At 60.5% G+C, this 16,535-nt stretch carries 15 protein-coding genes and 2 pseudogenes; 6 read left to right on the forward strand and 11 right to left on the reverse strand.

The features are described from left to right. Positions 1–82: 82 nt before the first annotated feature. Positions 83–1,090 (forward strand): MDR family oxidoreductase, encoded by a 1,008-nt coding sequence (locus tag OKW40_RS06695; protein WP_429408406.1) that lies wholly within the window; start codon positions 83–85, stop codon positions 1,088–1,090. A 113-nt stretch (positions 1,091–1,203) separates the two neighbouring features. On the opposite strand, the gene OKW40_RS06700 is transcribed toward OKW40_RS06695, so the two are convergent. From OKW40_RS06700 to OKW40_RS06725, 6 genes are all read right to left on the reverse strand, one after another. Then, positions 1,204–2,715, reverse strand: coding sequence for a CoA-acylating methylmalonate-semialdehyde dehydrogenase (locus OKW40_RS06700; RefSeq protein ID WP_184066426.1), 1,512 nt, complete (start codon positions 2,713–2,715; stop codon positions 1,204–1,206). A 154-nt stretch (positions 2,716–2,869) separates the two neighbouring features. Beyond that, a complete protein-coding gene (locus tag OKW40_RS06705; RefSeq protein ID WP_429488854.1) occupies positions 2,870–4,027 on the reverse strand; it encodes an iron-containing alcohol dehydrogenase in 1,158 nt (385 codons plus the stop codon). A 48-nt stretch (positions 4,028–4,075) separates the two neighbouring features. Continuing rightward, complete coding sequence (locus tag OKW40_RS06710) at positions 4,076–4,279, reverse strand: hypothetical protein (RefSeq protein ID WP_429355577.1); 204 nt, start codon at positions 4,277–4,279, stop codon at positions 4,076–4,078. Positions 4,280–4,883: 604 nt separating this feature from the next. Next, positions 4,884–5,147: a hypothetical protein gene (locus OKW40_RS06715; protein ID WP_429488856.1), complete on the reverse strand. Its 264-nt coding sequence runs from the start codon at positions 5,145–5,147 to the stop codon at positions 4,884–4,886. A 372-nt stretch (positions 5,148–5,519) separates the two neighbouring features. Then, positions 5,520–6,764: an NAD(P)/FAD-dependent oxidoreductase gene (locus OKW40_RS06720; protein ID WP_184066419.1), complete on the reverse strand. Its 1,245-nt coding sequence runs from the start codon at positions 6,762–6,764 to the stop codon at positions 5,520–5,522. Positions 6,765–6,864: 100 nt separating this feature from the next. Further along, positions 6,865–7,653 (reverse strand): ABC transporter substrate-binding protein, encoded by a 789-nt coding sequence (locus OKW40_RS06725; protein ID WP_184066415.1) that lies wholly within the window; start codon positions 7,651–7,653, stop codon positions 6,865–6,867. A 238-nt stretch (positions 7,654–7,891) separates the two neighbouring features. Between OKW40_RS06725 and OKW40_RS06730 the strand changes: the two genes are divergently transcribed. Continuing rightward, positions 7,892–8,983, forward strand: coding sequence for an ornithine cyclodeaminase family protein (locus OKW40_RS06730; RefSeq protein WP_429488858.1), 1,092 nt, complete (start codon positions 7,892–7,894; stop codon positions 8,981–8,983). A 323-nt stretch (positions 8,984–9,306) separates the two neighbouring features. Next, positions 9,307–9,951 carry a helix-turn-helix transcriptional regulator gene (locus OKW40_RS06735; RefSeq protein ID WP_008923557.1) on the forward strand — a complete coding sequence of 215 codons (645 nt, stop codon included), beginning with the start codon at positions 9,307–9,309 and terminating at the stop codon, positions 9,949–9,951. A 300-nt stretch (positions 9,952–10,251) separates the two neighbouring features. On the opposite strand, the gene OKW40_RS06740 is transcribed toward OKW40_RS06735, so the two are convergent. Next, positions 10,252–11,226: a Tim44 domain-containing protein gene (locus tag OKW40_RS06740; protein WP_429488860.1), complete on the reverse strand. Its 975-nt coding sequence runs from the start codon at positions 11,224–11,226 to the stop codon at positions 10,252–10,254. 82 nt (positions 11,227–11,308) lie between these two features. Further along, positions 11,309–11,800: a CBS domain-containing protein gene (locus OKW40_RS06745; protein ID WP_429488861.1), complete on the reverse strand. Its 492-nt coding sequence runs from the start codon at positions 11,798–11,800 to the stop codon at positions 11,309–11,311. 147 nt (positions 11,801–11,947) lie between these two features. Between OKW40_RS06745 and nhaR the strand changes: the two genes are divergently transcribed. Beyond that, a complete protein-coding gene (nhaR, locus tag OKW40_RS06750; protein ID WP_429488863.1) occupies positions 11,948–12,844 on the forward strand; it encodes a transcriptional activator NhaR in 897 nt (298 codons plus the stop codon). A gap of 676 nt (positions 12,845–13,520) precedes the next feature. Here nhaR and OKW40_RS06755 read toward each other — a convergent pair. The 3 genes and pseudogenes from OKW40_RS06755 to OKW40_RS06765 all read right to left on the reverse strand — a co-directional run bounded on the left by OKW40_RS06755 (position 13,521) and on the right by OKW40_RS06765 (position 15,288). After that, positions 13,521–13,871 (reverse strand): HPF/RaiA family ribosome-associated protein, encoded by a 351-nt coding sequence (locus OKW40_RS06755; protein ID WP_184066411.1) that lies wholly within the window; start codon positions 13,869–13,871, stop codon positions 13,521–13,523. A 161-nt stretch (positions 13,872–14,032) separates the two neighbouring features. After that, positions 14,033–14,143: pseudogene (locus tag OKW40_RS06760) on the reverse strand (LysR family transcriptional regulator); the annotation flags it as partial. A 77-nt stretch (positions 14,144–14,220) separates the two neighbouring features. Beyond that, the gene (locus tag OKW40_RS06765; RefSeq protein WP_429488865.1) at positions 14,221–15,288 is read right to left on the reverse strand and encodes a diguanylate cyclase domain-containing protein; all 1,068 of its coding nucleotides are present in this window, start codon (positions 15,286–15,288) and stop codon (positions 14,221–14,223) included. 79 nt (positions 15,289–15,367) lie between these two features. Between OKW40_RS06765 and OKW40_RS06770 the strand changes: the two are divergent. Both OKW40_RS06770 and OKW40_RS06775 read left to right on the forward strand, forming a co-directional pair. Further along, positions 15,368–15,493: pseudogene (locus OKW40_RS06770) on the forward strand (IS30 family transposase); the annotation flags it as partial. A 174-nt stretch (positions 15,494–15,667) separates the two neighbouring features. Further along, complete coding sequence (locus tag OKW40_RS06775; protein ID WP_429488867.1) at positions 15,668–16,414, forward strand: SDR family NAD(P)-dependent oxidoreductase; 747 nt, start codon at positions 15,668–15,670, stop codon at positions 16,412–16,414. The last annotated feature ends 121 nt before the right edge of the window (positions 16,415–16,535 follow it).

Raw genomic sequence — 16,535 nt, forward strand, 5'->3', positions numbered from 1 at the left:
ACATCCTTGCATGGTTTATGTTGTCCGGATGTATCACTTCGCCATGCCTGATCGCCTGCGTTTACCGTCAAGGAGGTCAAGCATGGCTTTTTCAGCCCTTTATCTGCAGCAGAATGACAGCGGTTTTTCGGCCGGGGTTACCAGCCTCGATGACCGAACCCTCGACGAGCATCCCCTCGCAGCCGGCGAAGTGCTCATTCGTATCGCGCACTCGACGCTTAACTACAAGGACGCGCTAGCGGTCACGAACCGCGGTCCGGTCGTACGCGCCTGGCCAATGGTCGCGGGTATCGATGGCGCCGGCGAGGTGGTGACATCGACAGATTCTCGCTGGAAAGCGGGAGATATAGTCCTCGTCAACGGATGGGGCCTCGGCGAGACACACTGGGGGTGCCTCGCAGAGAAAGCCCGCCTGAAGGCCGACTGGCTGATTGCGGTACCGCCGGGACTATCAACGGCCGAAAGCATGGCAATCGGGACGGCCGGTTACACGGCGATGCTATCCTGCCTTGCGCTGGAACAGGCCGGTGTCAAGCCGGCCGACGGTGAAGTCCTCGTGACCGGCGCGAGCGGCGGTGTGGGCAGCGTGGCAATCTCGCTATTGAGCAGTTGGGGATTTACGGTCGTGGCATCGACGGGCAAGCCGGAGCAGGCGCATTTTCTGAAGCGTATCGGCGCCGCCGATGTGGTCGATCGGGACTCGCTGTCGGCAGCCGGCAAGCCGTTGCAGAAAGAGCGCTGGGCGGCGGTGGTGGATTCTGTCGGCTCGCATACGCTTGCCAACGCATGCGCACAGACGAAATATGGCGGCGCCGTAACGGCATGTGGTCTCGCGCAAGGCATGGAGTTCCCGGCGAACGTTGCGCCTTTCATTCTGCGCGGTATAAAACTGTTGGGCATCGACTCGGTTATGTGTCCGATCGCTCATCGTCAGATAGCGTGGAATCGGCTCGCTGCGGACCTGGATCGAGCAAAGCTCGCCGAACTCACGCACCGAATAGCGTTGCACGACGTGCCGGAGGCAGCCGTGCAAATGATGGATGGAAAGCTGAGCGGTCGCACGGTTGTCGACATTTGCCGCAGCGCATGATGTCGGGCGCATCCGTTCGGATTTGAAGGTCTGCGACTTCAGGACCGGTGGTGTGCTCTCCCGTGCCGGGATGTGGCAGCACGGGAGCTGTAGCGGGTTTTGCAGTGGAAAGACTACCTCGCCGTCGGCATCGCGAATTCGGCACCTTGCTCGATACTCTCCGGCCAGCGTTGCATGATTGACTTCTGACGCGTATAGAACCGGACGCCTTCTTCGCCATACGCGTGCGTGTCACCGAACAAGCTACGCTTCCAGCCGCCAAATCCGTGCCACGCCATCGGTACCGGAATCGGTACGTTGATGCCAACCATTCCAACCTCAATTCTCCGGCCAAACTCGCGCGCGATGTGTCCATCGCGAGTGTAACAGGCGACGCCATTGCCGAATTCGTGCGCGTTGACCAGGTCGACGGCCTCTGTAAAGTCCTTCGCACGGACGCAGGACAGCACCGGTCCGAAGATTTCCTCTTGATAGATTCGCATCTCGGGCGTGACGTGGTCGAACAACGTGGCACCGGTAAAAAAGCCTTCCTCGTGCCCCGGAACTTTGAGGCCACGTCCATCGACAACCAGCGACGCGCCCTCTTCGACGCCAATCGCGATGTAGTTTTCAATGCGTTCCAGCGCCTGACGCGTGACGATCGGCCCCATCTCGGCGTCGGGCTCCGTGCCGTTCTTTACTATTACGGAGCGTGCTCGATCAGCGAGTCGCGGAATCAGCTTGTCCGCAACGTCGCCTACGAGGACTGCGACCGAGATCGCCATGCACCGTTCACCCGCGGAGCCGTAGCCTGCGCCGACCAAAGCGTCGACGGCTTGATCAATGTCAGCGTCGGGCATCACAACCATGTGATTCTTCGCTCCGCCGAGCGCCTGGATCCGTTTTCCGTGCTTTGCCCCCGTCTCGTAGATGTAGTTGGCAATCGGCGTCGAACCGACGAAACTGATCGCTTTTACGTCAGGATGTTCGAGCAGAGCATCCACGACTATCTTGTCCCCTTGCACGACGTTGAACACTCCGTCAGGCAACCCGGCTTCCTGCAGCAAGCGGGCCATGTAGAGCGACGCTGAGGGATCACGCTCGCTGGGCTTCAGAATGAACGCATTGCCTGCGGCAATCGCGATCGGAAACATCCAGCAAGGCACCATGCACGGAAAGTTGAAAGGCGTGATTCCCGCGACAACGCCGAGTGGTTGGCGGGTCGTCCAGTTGTCGATGTCGGTCGACACCTGTTCCGTATGGTCACCCTTCAGCAATTGCGGAATGCCGCAGGCAAACTCGATCACATCGATGCCCCGTGCCACTTCGCCTTGCGCATCGCTGAACACTTTTCCGTGCTCGGCGGTCATGATCGCTGCCAGTTCGTCCTTGTGCTGGTTCATCAGTTCGAGAAAGCGGCGCATGACGCGCGCGCGACGGATGGGTGGCGTATTACTCCATCCCTGGAACGCCTGTTTCCCCGACGCTACGGCGGCACTTACGTCGGACGCGTCGCCGAGGTGCAGCATGCGTGCCGGAGAACCGGTCGCGGGGTTGAATATCGGCTGCTTTCGAGTGCCGGTGCCTGGCACGCGGCGACCGTTGATGAAGTGAACCACGTCTGCGTCGTCGTTGAAGGGCTGCATTTCATACTCCTTGCTGGGATCGGAACAGGCTCTAAGGGCCACAAAATTGGCGATGGGAATAGGGTTCTGCTTCCCGATGCCAAGAGTTGTTGTCGCATCTGAATGACCTTCACTTCGATCGCTCAGATGCGATTTTTTTGAGGGGGGAATTTGCTTACCAGAGACCGCGGTAGAGCTCGACCATTTCCTCGACCGAGGGCACGCGTGGGTTATTGCCAGGCGAGCCGGAGGCCAGAGCCTGCCGTGCCATGGTCGGCATCAAGCTGAAGAAGCGCTCGCGGTCGATACCAAATTGTTCGGGCATCGGCACCTGAAGGTCAGCGTTGATCGACCGCAATTCAGCGAGCAACCTGGCATTGGCGGTCTGCGTACTGTCCTGCCTGTCGGCCACGCCCATGGCACGAGCGCAATCAGCGTAGCGTTCTTCCGCCGCCGGGATCGAGAACGCGGTCACACTGGGCAGCAGCATGGCGTTGGACAGCCCATGGGGAACGTGGAAAAAGGCGCCGATCGGTCGACTCATGCCGTGTACCAGCGCCACGGACGCAGCGGAAAACGCCACGCCGGCGAGCGTCGAACCGAGCATCAGGGCTTCGCGGGCGGCTGTATCCTGGCCGGATCGATAGGCTTTACGCAGATTGGGGCCAATCAAGCGCATGGCCGCCAGGGCCTGACTGTCGCTGTACAGGTTGGCTTTCTGGCTGACGTAGGCTTCGATCGCGTGGGTCAGCGCATCAATACCCGTATCGGCGGTGACGCGCGGCGGCAGGCTGAGGGTCAGGTTATAGTCGACCAAGGCTGCCACGGGCATGAAGCCGATGCCCACACAGAGCATTTTTTCGTCGTTCTGCTGGTCAGTGATGATCGTGAAACGGGTCACTTCCGAGCCGGTTCCCGCAGTGGTGGGCACCGCGATAATGGGCAACCCAACTTCGGTAACAATGCGCGGAAATTTATAGTCGCGCATTTCTCCGCCATGCTTGGCAAGAATGCCAATCGCCTTGGCGCTGTCGATCGGACTGCCGCCGCCCAGTGCAATGATACTGTCGTAGTCTCCTGCGCGAGCCTTCTCCACGCCAGCTCGAATCGAGTCAACCGTGGGCTCGGGGACCGTATCAGCGAAAATTTCGGCTGTCATGCCATTGGCGGCGAGATTTTCCTGAATGCGCCCGGCATAGCCCAACTGCACCATCATCTTGTCGGTGATGATCAGAGGTCGACTGCAGCCGAGAGTCGCCAGAACCGTGGGAACTGTCTCGCTGGCGTTGGCGCCGACCTGGAGGATGCGCGGCAAAATCACATGGTTAGACATATCGAATCCAGTATGAATGTCGGTTAAAAATAAAAAGCAATCCGGGATCTAATCATTAATTGAAGTCTTCATCTCGATGCCTTGTTTTTCTGATAATTTAGATAACCAGACATCGATATCTTTGCTATTGGGAATGGTGAAACTTGCCGGAGCGGTATGGTTTTCGGTGTTCGTTAATTCCCAGTTAGGCATCACCTTTTCGAGAGGTCCCTGCAGGCGTGCATCGCGATGACGCAATAAATCCAGCGTCATTAACAGAGATAGCGGCAAAGTGATATGCCCATGGCCGGGCCGACCGTGCGTTGCCCGAAGTGAATGGCCCTGACTTCGTAAGCCGATAGTTGATTAAGCTTCCACATGACTCATCGTCTCGTCTCCCGGACCCGCAGATTTGCTGCAATGCAGGTCATCATTGTCGTCGGTAGCCGTCAGCACTGATCAATCGCGTTTCGGCTGCAAGCTGCCGTGGCGGCGCGCTGAGGTTACTGTCGGTTAGAACGAGGAGCGGGTAAAGCAATAAAAAAGCCGATGATGGGTCCGCTTTACTTATGGCTATGGCCGTCGGGGCGAGGTGGAAGGCTATTTTTGCCCGTCCCCGCCGAACTGAGCGATCTGAAGAAGCAGTTACATTGATCTCGTCCACGTCATGTGAGCGGTCGCCGCGCGCGAGAGCGACCTACGGCGGGGACATCTGCGCTGATCCGCCCCGCCGCCCTCGATCGATATTACAAGCAGTTCTTCTCCGCTTCGAACACGATGTCGGTCGCGACGTTCGGCTGGTGCGAGCAGAGCGTTCGGCGCTGCAATGGCCGTTGCCAAGCCGGATCTTGAGGCGGGTGCCGCGCCTCACAGCGATCTAGCGCCGCTGTCTCAGCAAGTCGAATTGGCGCTGTTGTCTCAGCGAATTCAGTTCGCGCTGCTGCCTCACCAAATCCAGGTCGCGCTGTTGTTTCAGTAATTGGAGTTGTTCGTTCTGGAGTTCGATCTGTTGCTTCTGCGCTTCCAATTGCGCTCTATAGGCCCCCGTGCTTTGGTCAGCCAGCGCTTCCTGCGGGTAAGTCTGCGCGTAGGCGAGGGAACAGCCAGCCGTCAATGTCGCAGCAACGATAAGTGCTTTCATGATGCCCCCGGGCGGATGCTCTTTTGAGATATTTTAGGCCAGAAAGGTGGGGCATCATCGGGACCGACGTGGCTGTCGGCGTCGTGCCCGGATCGGTGATTGCGTATGTTGAGCGAGCGGCGTGCGTGGCAACGAGAGGCCGGCATCGACCCATGCCGGACGGTCGTCAGTTATACCGTGGTTGACTGCTGCTGAATGCTCAACAGCCGTTGACAGTACCGGCGGTCACAATGTCTGTCACGGTCCCGATCAGGAAAAGAACGCAAATAGGGAGGAGCATCGGAATCCCAGCATTTGCGCGGCTCCTCGACGTGCACAAAAGTTGATCGTAGTCCACCCAACTAGATCTTTAGGGCCGGGCCGTTCCTGTCGCTAACTACGGAACCGTTCAACGCGAAACGGACGCGCATCCGCACAGGTCGGTGTCCCTGTCATCATCTCCGCCAGCAGTCGCCCGGTCACAGGACCCAGGGTCAAGCCATGGTGGTTGTGACCGAATGCGAACCACAACCCGGGATGGCGCGGCGCGCGCCCAATGACGGGCCGCATGTCGGGTGTGCAAGGACGCAGGCCGAGCCACGGACTCGCGTCGAGTCGCTCACCCAGACCGAAGCTCGGCCGGGCGGTGCGCTCCGCGCGGTCGAGTTGGATGCCCGTGGGCCTGGCGTCGCGCCGTGCGATCTCGACCCCCGTGGTCAGCCGCAAGCGCCCTTCCATCGGCGCTACCACGTAGCCCTGCTCCGCGTCGACGAACGGCATCGACAGCATCTGCCGGGTGGGACGGTAGTGCATGTGATAACCGCGCTTCGCGCGCAAAGGAATGCGGTAGCCAAGCGGCGCGAAAACGCGGTCAGACCATGAACCGAGCGCCACCACGACTTCTTTTGCGCTGATCCTGCCCGATGACGTCTGAACCGTCCAGGCCCCCGCTTGCGCCGTTAGCGTGGTGGCGTCGCCGGTGAACACCGTCCCGCCGCCTGCTTCGAAAAGATCTGCATAACCTTTGGTCAGTGCCCCGGGATTGACGATGCTCTTCGGGTCCTGCCAATGCAACGCGCCACAAAAGCCGTCCGCGAGGCCCGGCTCGCGCGCGGCCAGCGCCGCCGAATCCAGCACCACGACCCGCAAGCCATAGGTCTTGGCAGTCATCGCGGCGGCCGCCGCCTGCCGCGAAAATTCCGCTGGGGTGCGATAGGTGTCGATCCAGCCGCTGTCGCGAACGAGATGGCCGAGTTGCGCGCGCTCGATAAGCCGATCATGTTCCGCAACGCTTTGCTGGATCAACGGCAACATGTCGCGCGCGGCGGCCATCAATCGCTCGGGGGACGATTCCCACCAGAAGCGCGCCAGCCAGCTCGCAAAGTGCGGCAACGCCCGATAGTCCCAGTACAGGTCGGTCGAACGATTCTTTGCATAGCGCAGCAACGTGCCGAAATCGCGCGGGAAACCGTAGGGAACGACCGCAGAGCTTTCAATCAGCCCCGCGTTGCCGAAGCTGGTCTCTTCGCCGGGAGCGCGCCGGTCCACCAGTGCCACCCGGCGGCATCGATCCTGCAACTGCAGCGCGGACGACACGCCGACGATCCCGGCACCCAGCACTATCACATCGAAATCCATAAGCTCGCTTCGCTCTTCTTTCCGTCGGGACTGGACGCCGGACTGCCGCGTTCTGCGCAGCAAGCCGGTGCGAAACCTCTGGCGCCGGCTCGTGGATCCGTTACTTCGCGATGATGTCGCGGTTGAAATACTTCTGCGAAAGACTGCTCAACGTGCCGTCTTTCTTCAGCGCGTCGAGCGCGGCATCGACTTTCGCGACCAGCGCCTTGTCGGTCTTGCGCAAGCCCCAGCCGGTGCCCTCGCCGAGCGTTGCCGGATCGCTCAGCGGCTTGCCGACGATCGCATACTCGTGGCCCGCGGGCTTGCCGAGGAAACCGTCCTCAGCAGTTTGCGCTTCCTGAACGGCAGCGTCGAGGCGCCCACCAATCAGGTCGGCGTAGACCTGATCCTGGTCCTGGTACGAGACGACCGTTACGCCGGCATTCGCCCAGTGAGCTTTGAGGAAATCCTCCTGCGACGACCCCTGCAACACGCCCACCCGTTTGCCCTGCAGACTTTTCACGTCGGGCAACAGGCCGGAGCCACGTCGGGCCACCATCACGATCGGCACGATATAGATCGGCTTCGTGAATTCAATCGATTGCTTGCGCTTGTCCGTGATGTTCATCGCGGAATTGATCACGTCGAATTTGCGGGCTTCCAACGCGGGAATCAGTCCATCGAACGCATTTTCGACCCACACGCACTTCACGCCCAGCTTCGTGCAGACCGCATTGCCGACGTCGACGTCGAAGCCCTGCAACTGCCCGCTCGGCGACTTGCTTTCGAACGGCGGGTAGGCTGCCTCGATGCCGAAGCGCAAGGTGTCCTGAGCCTGCGCGCCGACGGTCCCGAGCGAGCCCACCAACGCAGCAGCGACGAAAAGTGAAAGTTGAAGCTTCCGAAACATAAGAGGTTCCCTGTGTGTTTGGGCGACGACAATTGAAGGCATGCGCGACGGTTGACCGACCCGCTCCGAGACATCGCATGAGGCGGCTGACGCGCCGGGCTCACTCCTGCTCTGGATTGACAGTCTATTCTGGACAGATAGAAAAGCAAGCCATTTTCAAAATTAATGTCCAGACTGGACATTTTTGCTTAGAATCGCCTCACCGCCGAACCCCGGCAACGTTTTGGAGCGCAGTTCAATGAGCCAGTCAGAAAACGCATTGCCCCTGATCGTCGACCAGCAAGGCGTTCGCGAGGCACTACCTCACCTCGACGTGCGCAGCGTGTTGGCGCAGATGTTTCGCGCGCTGGGAAGCCACATGGCGGCGCAACCGCCACAGACGCTGACTCTTTTTCCGGAGGGCGCAGGCGACTTCATCACATATCTGGGCGTGATGGCGGACGCGAAGGTGTTCGGCGCGAAGCTGTCGCCATACATCGTCACGCAGGCGAAGCCGATCATTACCGCGTGGACGGCATTGATGTCGATGGAAACGGGACAACCGCTGATGTGGTGTGATTCAGGTCTGCTGACGATCGAGCGCACCGCCGGGGCGACCGCACTCGCGGTAGAGCAACTCGCCGCTGATCATGCGAGCCGGCTCGCGATTGTCGGCGCGGGTGCGGTGGGACAGGCTCATTTGCGCCATCTGGCGTCGGTGCGGCCGTGGCAATCGATTCGGGTGTCTTCGCCCGGACTTGCGAACGACACCGAAAAACGTGCGCAGCTCGCGGCGCTCGATGAAAGAGTCTCCATCTGCACAAGGATCGAAGACTGTGTCGCCGACGCCGACGTCGTTGCGCTGTGTACCTCGTCGGGCACCCCGGTGCTGCACGAAAACATGCTCGGCAAGCCAGCGCTCATCACGTCTATCAGCACCAACGTGGCGAACGCTCACGAGATTCCGCCCGCATGGCTTGCCGACATGGACGTCTATTGCGACTACCGCCGTACCACCCCAGCCAGTGCGGGCGAGATGAAGCTGGCTTCGGAACACCATGGCTGGCGCCCCGAAGCCGTGCTGGGCGATCTCGCTGAACTCATGTGCGGCGAAGCGATCAAGCCATCCTATCGAAAAAAGCATACGTTTTTTCGCTCGATCGGGCTGGGTCTTGAAGACGTGGCGATTGCCTATGAACTGTTCAAATATCTGACTGCTCGAGCGGGCATGGAAGTGATCGCCACGATCTTGCCGAAGCGCCAGATCGCGCCAAGTCGCCGGAGCAATGGCAAAGGCTGTTCGCCGACATGCTGGTCCGGTCCACGGCGACCAGTCCGTCGCAAGCACTGAAGCTGGAACTCGCGAAGCTGGCGATCCAACATGACATCGTGCTCGACCCCCGGTGTTCTTATCGCACGGGCGCACCTTCATCTCGCGACACCGGGCCAGCGTATCGCGATGATCGCCCGCAATGCCGTACTTCCCGAACGCATTGAAGGAAAACTGCTGCATGACTCATCCAAGCCGGCCGATTCAGTCGCTTCGCCTCCGGGCCGTCGTGCTATCGAGCAGAAGTACCGTATCGCTCATGGCAAAATGCGGGACATTTTCGGACCTGCAATACCGCCCGCCCACCCGAGTGGACTTTCAGAAACCTGCAAGCACCCATCCCTATGCGAAAGCCCAAGACAACGGCCGCACGTCGGCTACTTCTGGATCGCTACAGCCGTGTCGCCGATGGCATTGCGCTGCTGTTTTTCCCGTACGTCGAAATCGTCATTCATGACCTGCAAAGTCAAACGATCGCCTATATCGCCAATAATCTGTCGAAGCGCGAACTCGGCGACGACTCCGCGCTGGAAGAGATCGACCATTCCGCGGAGTCCGGTACGGTCGGGCCGTATGAGAAAATCAATTGGGATGGGAGGCGGATGCGGTGCGTCAGCACGGTGTTGTTCGACGATGCCGGTAGCGCTGTCGGCGTGATGTGCGTGAACTACAACATCGCCGTGTTCGAAGACATCAAACATGTGATCGATCGTGTGATCTCCGGCGCCGGCGTGGTTAAGCAGCCCGAAGAGCTGTTCAAGGACGACTGGCAGGAACGCATCAACACGTTCCTTCACACGTGGCTCCAGGAACGTCAGTTGGCGCTGAATTCGCTGACTCGCGACCATCGTCGCGAGATCGTCGAAGCGCTGTGGGCCGAAGGGGCGTTCAAGGGGAAGAGCGCTGCCAACTACGTCGCGAATGTGTTGGGGATGGGACGTGCCACTGTCTATCAGCATATTAGAGATTTGCGAGGCACGGCGACCTGATACGGGACAAACAACACCGACATGCACACGATGGAAAGGTTGACCAAGTCCATCCCCGAGTGGCCGCTACAGAATTGTAGGCGACCGTCAAATGTCCGCACCGAGCCGCAGAGGACGGTCCGCAATTGGCCGACTATCGCCTCATGCGCCCAGCGTTTGCCACTCCGCAAGTGGCGCTCGACTTTCTCACGCACGGTCGCTGGCGAAAGGTTGGTCTCAGGTTGGTCTCAGGTAGTTCCGCAGCGCGCGCCACCCTCACGAGTAACCGGCAGCAGGCCGCTGCCGGTTTCAACTACACTCTCATCCGTCAATTTGCTGAATGCCGGCCAGTCGCCACGCCTGGTTGCCACGTGCGTCGCTGACCATGTTCCAGACTTCCTGGAACGGCTGGGCAGTCGGCGCATCGTCTTCCCGCATTTGACCGTAAAAGCGAACGCTAACCAGCGTTTCATCCGCATTGCGTTCTGTGCCAAGCACTTCCGCGTCAAGTTGCGTGACTTCCGTATGACTCACCTGGCGACCCCGAGCTTCGAGGTCCCGCTTGATTTGCGCGAACATCTCCGGCGTCGTCAATTCGAACAGGTCACCCTGCTCGTTCCGGTCCCATGCACCTTGAAGGCGCATGAACAAGGTCTTTGCCGATACAAGAAACGCCGCCTGATCTTGCTCGAGTGGTAGTCCCGTTGTCCTCTCCGTGTCCGCTGCTCCCGTCGAACCCATCGCCGCGTTCGGCCAGCCCCGCAAGTTCGCTTCAGGCCGCGCTTGCGGGATCTGATTCAGAAACCGTGAGCCGTTCGTTTGCTGGCGGTTCACGGGACCGTGTCCATAGGCAAGATCCGGACGACGCCGGTTGGCGATAAAGCGGAATAGCATCACGCCGGCGAAAATCACCGCTCCGATCAGCAACGCATTCGACAGCATCTGCGCCAGCCCTTCGCCCAGGCCAAACGACGACAGTAATGCTGCAATCCCAAGGCCCGCAGCGAGACCCGCCAGCGGGCCCATCCAGCGGTTACCCGCTGCCGCAGCAGGCGCCTGCGCGGCCTGTTGTGCCGGCTGTGCCTGTTGTGCCTGTTGGCTTTGCTGCGCTTGTCCAGACGGCGACGCCGTCTGCGACTGCCGCCCGATGCTTTGACTCCCGCCTACGCGCTTCGCCTCGGCGTCGTTCGACGCCACGGCGCCCAGCGCCAGCAGTCCCGCCAGACCCAGCGCGGCCGTCCCGCGCGTGACTGCACCGGCAGCAAGTCGTAATTTGCTGATGATTTGCGTGTACATAAAAACCTCTTTCGATGAGTCGCGAAACTGCCCGCAACGCGCTCCATTTGCGCGCGCAAGTACATTACGAACAGTAATATTTTTAGCTACGCAAGCTCGCCGCCGGTGGTGCCTTCGATCCATCAAAAGCGGCGTGAAAACCGTTGCCGTGGATGTAGTGCACCAGTTGCCGGATGGTGTGTTCCTGCTCGGAAATCAGGTTCTTGATCAGGTCGCCGATCGACACCATTCCTGTCACCTGCCCTGCGCTGAGCACAGGCAGATGGCGAATCCGATGTTCTGTCATGATCGCCATGCACTCGTCCGTCGTCTGCTCCGGACTGACATAACGCACCGCCGTCGACATGATGTCGCGCACAGGCGTATTCGTTGACGAGCGTTCCATCAGAACGATCTTCCGGGCGTAATCGCGCTCCGTCACGATGCCGGCTATGCGCCCGTCGTGCGTGGCGATGAGCGCTCCAACCTCCCTGTGAGCCATGATCGATATCGCGTTGCAAACCGAAGCGGATGCCTCGATCGACCACACTGTCCGGGAAGCTTTCGCACGCAGCAATTCTGCAACCGATGCCATATGTCACCTCTGTCAGCTGTCATGAAACGCCCGCCGACGCTTCGGGGCGAGGTTTTAATCTAACTGAGCTCATGCCAACATAAAATTCGTATTTTTATTGTTGATACTTCGAGAAAAACGTATCTTTCCGTAATCGGTGGAGGGTTCGTGAATTTCAAGCATCTCTATTACTTTTGGGTCGCGGCTCGCGCGGGCGGCATCGTGCGCGCGGGCGAGCAGTTGCACATCACGCCGCAAACGCTCAGTGGCCAGATCAAGCTTCTCGAAGAGGCGCTGGATAAGAAGCTGTTCAGGAAAACCGGCCGCACGCTCGAACTGACCGATGCGGGGCGCCTCGCGCTCGACTACGCCGACGAGATATTTTCGTTAGGTTCGGAACTCGAAAGCGCTGTGCGGCGCGAAAGCGAATCCGGTGCGCAAACGCGGTTTCGCGTCGGGATCGCGGATTCGGTCCCCAAGGCGATTGCGTACCGGCTGCTGGAACCCGCGCTGAGCGCGTCGGCGTCGCTGCGCATGATCTGTCACGAAGGCAAACTGCACGCGCTGCTCGCGCAACTGGCCGTGCACCGCCTCGATCTGATCATCGCGGACGCCCCCATTCCCGTCGACGTCAACATCAAGGCGTTCAATCACCGCCTCGGACGTTCGACGCTAAGCTGCTTCGGAACCCAGGCGTTGATTCAAAGCAGCAAAAAACGCTTCCCGATGTCGCTCGACAAGCTGCCTGTGCTACTGCCCGGCACGGAATCCGCCGTGCGGCGCAAGCTGGATCACTGGCTCGCCTCGCACGCCATTTCGCCGCGCATCGTCGGCGAGTTCGACGACGGAGCGATGACCATGGCATTCGGCCGCGAAGGCCGCGGCCTGCTGTTCGCGCCAACCGTGCTCGAAAGCCAGTTGCAGACAGAGCACAACCTGACGATAGTCGGGCAGATCAATTCGATCGTCGAGGAATTTTTTGCAATCTCTATCGAGCGCCACGTCAGCCACCCGGCTGTGGCGATGATCATGGACGCGGCGCGTAGCGAACTGTTCAACGTTTAGCGGGGCCGTTTCCGATGTGAACGCGACGTTCGAATGTCCTCGTGAGAGCACGTGCCGGTGGGTGGCGATGGCCGCACCCGGCCGGATGGCCACGCACTCGCATGAGCACCACGAATTGAGCAGCGGCGATAAATGAATAGGCTCCAGCAAAACGGTGGCGTTGGTATCAGGCGGAATGCCAGCAGGCGGAACCCGACTAAGGCGCCGGCGGCGTCCGCGATACGGCTGCGCTGACGATGATCGCAATGCGATAGTTCCATTGGGCCGATCGCGCCTTGCGAGCCGAGAAATGGAACCGTGCAAAGGTCGCCCATCGACCCTTTATGTCATTCGACAACAGCGCTTGCCACCGTCTCTTTCTGAAGTACTGCGGTCGTTCGTTCACTACTTTACCAACGGATGTTGGTGGAAAGCCGGCAGTACGCTGTTTCGCGGATATTGACTGCAGTCGCACAATCGATCTCGCCTTTATCGCGGCGACGTCCCGGCAATTCGTCGCCGCGTTCGCCGGTTGCAACCGACTGAGGGGCCCGATATGGCAATGCCAGGAAGCGAATTACCCGGCGGCCACCAAGCTCCGGTGATAGGTAGCGCCCAGCGGTGCGTTGCTATCCGAGCCTTCCAGAACGAATCGAGCGGCATTGTTTTAGGGGCAGTCCGCTAGGCCTTGTCGCGCCTAGAGGCCGCTACCCCGGTAAACGGCATCGAAATCACGGGGACCCCGAGTCGCAATGCGCGCCTGCTGCCTGCGGATGATCGAACGCGCCGCGCGGGCCAGCGCGAGATCGAGTGCGCCGCGCCAGTCTCTTGCGATCGACGTCACGACGACAGGCGTCGCATCGGGCGTCTGCACCTGCACCTGGCAGCGTTTGTCGAGTCCGCCGCGCGGGCCGTTGATGTCCGACATGCTGACGGTCGCCTTCGAAATCAGCCAGTCCATGCGGCGAAACACGAACCGGATGCGTTGGCGCGCGAAGCTGCGCAGACGGACGGCTTCACGGTCGCGGGACTTGAACAGGACTTGCATGAGACACCTCCTTCGTGGGTACGGCTCAAGAGTACGGTGAGAAGGCGTCGAGGAAAAAGCAGAAATAACGGAAATGCAGCTTCGGAAAAACCGAACCTTCTTTTTCGTGATCACGAACGCGCTCACGCATGCGCCGCACTCAACACCTTTTGCGTCAAAGGAGCAAGAATGGCATGGACGGCCAGCTTCGAAATGCCATCCGTCAAGCCGACCGCGAAGTGCGCGACGGTCCCGCTGGCCGCTTCGCGCACTTCGTCGTGCAACGCGCGCCCGGCCGCGTCCGCGGCCCGGCACCTGCATCAAATGCGCTCGCCAACACGAGCAGGACACCGCCGGGAACCCTGTCCGCTTACACGCCGGCACCCGTCTCATCGAAGAATGAGGTTTTGTCCGTCCCGTTCGCTTTGGCGCGATACATCGCGCTATCGGCCTGGCGCATCAGGGCGTGTACATCAAGACGTTCGTCCGCGTTATTGCTACCGAGCATGCGCACGCCAATGCTGGCCGATACGGCGACGGGATGACCGCCGATCTCTCGAAGCCCATGAAGGATGTCGTGAATACCGTCGGCAATCGCGCGCGCGCCGGCGTCGCCATGCACGTGGCGGGCGAGCACCGCGAACTCGTCGCCTCCCAGGCGGGCAACCGTATCGCCGCGGCGAATGCGTGTCTGCAGACCGTTGGCGAAGCACTGCAACAGTTCATCACCCACCGCATGCCCATAAGCGTCATTGACGTACTTGAAGCCGTCGAGATCGATGAACATCAAGACAGACTGTCCTTTATCGTCGTCTCGCGCCGCAGTCGCTTTAGCGATCGCCTGCTCGAGGCGAATGCGGTTGCTGAGTCCTGTCAGAGGGTCCGTCGCAGCCTGCCGTTCGAGCCGATGCACGAGGGCCATCAAGTACACGGAAGTCGCCGCGATGCTGAGCATGATGCCCAATCCCACCGCGAGGTTTTCTCTCCACCACGGCTCGACGCGCATCAAAATCACGACGCCTGCAAGCGCAACTGCACATGAAAGTAGCAACGGCCGCTTGCCGTGGCGGCAACCGGCACCCACAAGGAACCAGAACACGACCCAGAGCAAGGGCAGCGCCACGCGCCCGCCGAGCGCCAAGGCAGTCATGACAAGCGCCTGGTCTGCAATGGTGGTGACCGTCAATCGAAGGCGCGGCCGAACTGTCGCGGCGGTCGCGGCTATGTATGTCGCCACGCCGAATACCACGTATGCGAAAACCACGCCCAGAGTGTCATACGCGGCGGCCGTGCGTTGGAGCGCGGCGACGGCGATATAGCCGATCAACACGACCATGCCCAGGCATATCCGGAGGAGCGCCTGCTCCTTCTCAGGTTGTCCGCGAAAGACACCTAGAAACGTTTGCTCATGCCAACGCTGCGCGCCCGGCCGCTCCATGCCGTGTACCCCGTCAATATTGTCTTTTGCAGAGCGGGCATTCTATCGCTTTTGCCGGCGACCAATGCTTCTTGCCGCTCTCTCCGTCTACTCACGGGCGCGGCTTAATGCAGTAGCAAGGCGGCTCAATGAACGCCCCCGGAAAACATTAAACTTCGACACACCAGCTGAGCGATTTCATCAAACTGTTGCATCGACCGGTTGAATCCGCAAGCCAGAACGGCCGAAAGATCGATGAAAGCATGAGGGCGACTTTCCGGCGAAGACGCTTTGGAGGGGGCAAACCAGGATGCTTTCCGGCAACGCCTCGCTCGGCGACACCACGCCTCGCAGACGAGGCCACAACCGGTTCGACCCCCCGCAACCGAGGAGTTCCACGATGCCAGCTCATTCGCTCAACTTAAACGATCGTGTCGCCTTGGTGACCGGCGGCTCGCGCGGAATCGGACGCGCCATTTCGATCGCGCTTGCCTCAGCCGGCGCAGCAGTCGCCGTCAACTATCGGCAACGCGAGAACGACGCGGCCGACGTCGTCGCGGAAATCGAACGCGCCGGAGGCCGCGCGATCGCGGTATGCGCCGATGTATCGGTCGCAGACGACGTCGAAGCGATGATCGCCGAGGTGGAAAACCGCCTCGGCCTGATCGACGTGCTCGTGAACAACGCGGGCACCGCGACGATCGTCGACATCGACGATCTCGCGGAAGCGGAGTTCGATCGAACGCTCGCCGTCAATCTGAAATCGGCGTTTCTCTGCACGCAGGCAGTGCTGCCCGGCATGCGCGCGAGGCGCTGGGGCCGCATCGTCAACGTCTCGTCGGCCGCCGCCCGCGGCCCCGGCTTGGTTGGCGTTCACTACAACGCATCGAAAGCCGGGCTCGAAGGCTTGACGCGCGGCTATGCGGCACGGCTCGCCCGCGAAGGGATCACCGTCAACGCCGTTGCACCGGGACCGATCGACACCGAAATGGCTGGACCGCTCAAGGCGTCCAACGTCGCAGAAAGGCTGCCCGTCGGGCGCTTGGGCGAAGCGAGCGAGGTCGCGGAGGTCGTGCTGATGGTCGTCGGCAACGCATTCGTCACGGGCCAAACGATCCCCGTCAACGGAGGCGCAAGCTTCATATAGATCCCTGGCCGCATCGCGCGCGGGCAAGATCCGATATGGGCACCGCTTGGACCACGCAGCCGCAAACGGTCCAGTTTGAGGATGCGTTTAAAGCAGATTGCTTGAAGTGACGCGACAACTG

Origin of the sequence: Paraburkholderia sp. RAU6.4a, assembly GCF_050435625.1 — a bacterium.
GTDB lineage: Bacteria > Pseudomonadota > Gammaproteobacteria > Burkholderiales > Burkholderiaceae > Paraburkholderia > Paraburkholderia tuberum.

Bases quoted from the DNA above. Each gene is read 5' to 3' on its own strand.
- OKW40_RS06715 (WP_429488856.1), bottom strand. From the start codon at position 5,147: ATGAAAGCACTTATCGTTGCTGCGACATTGACGGCTGGCTGTTCCCTC.
- OKW40_RS06735 (WP_008923557.1), top strand. From the start codon at position 9,307: ATGCGAAAGCCCAAGACAACGGCCGCACGTCGGCTACTTCTGGATCGC.
- OKW40_RS06755 (WP_184066411.1), bottom strand. From the start codon at position 13,871: ATGCAAGTCCTGTTCAAGTCCCGCGACCGTGAAGCCGTCCGTCTGCGC.
- OKW40_RS06765 (WP_429488865.1), bottom strand. From the start codon at position 15,288: ATGGAGCGGCCGGGCGCGCAGCGTTGGCATGAGCAAACGTTTCTAGGT.
- OKW40_RS06775 (WP_429488867.1), top strand. From the start codon at position 15,668: ATGCCAGCTCATTCGCTCAACTTAAACGATCGTGTCGCCTTGGTGACC.
- OKW40_RS06740 (WP_429488860.1), bottom strand. From the start codon at position 11,226: ATGTACACGCAAATCATCAGCAAATTACGACTTGCTGCCGGTGCAGTC.
- OKW40_RS06695 (WP_429408406.1), top strand. From the start codon at position 83: ATGGCTTTTTCAGCCCTTTATCTGCAGCAGAATGACAGCGGTTTTTCG.
- OKW40_RS06730 (WP_429488858.1), top strand. From the start codon at position 7,892: ATGAGCCAGTCAGAAAACGCATTGCCCCTGATCGTCGACCAGCAAGGC.
- OKW40_RS06745 (WP_429488861.1), bottom strand. From the start codon at position 11,800: ATGGCATCGGTTGCAGAATTGCTGCGTGCGAAAGCTTCCCGGACAGTG.
- OKW40_RS06705 (WP_429488854.1), bottom strand. From the start codon at position 4,027: ATGTCTAACCATGTGATTTTGCCGCGCATCCTCCAGGTCGGCGCCAAC.
- OKW40_RS06720 (WP_184066419.1), bottom strand. From the start codon at position 6,764: ATGGATTTCGATGTGATAGTGCTGGGTGCCGGGATCGTCGGCGTGTCG.
- OKW40_RS06710 (WP_429355577.1), bottom strand. From the start codon at position 4,279: ATGACGCTGGATTTATTGCGTCATCGCGATGCACGCCTGCAGGGACCT.
- OKW40_RS06725 (WP_184066415.1), bottom strand. From the start codon at position 7,653: ATGTTTCGGAAGCTTCAACTTTCACTTTTCGTCGCTGCTGCGTTGGTG.
- OKW40_RS06700 (WP_184066426.1), bottom strand. From the start codon at position 2,715: ATGCAGCCCTTCAACGACGACGCAGACGTGGTTCACTTCATCAACGGT.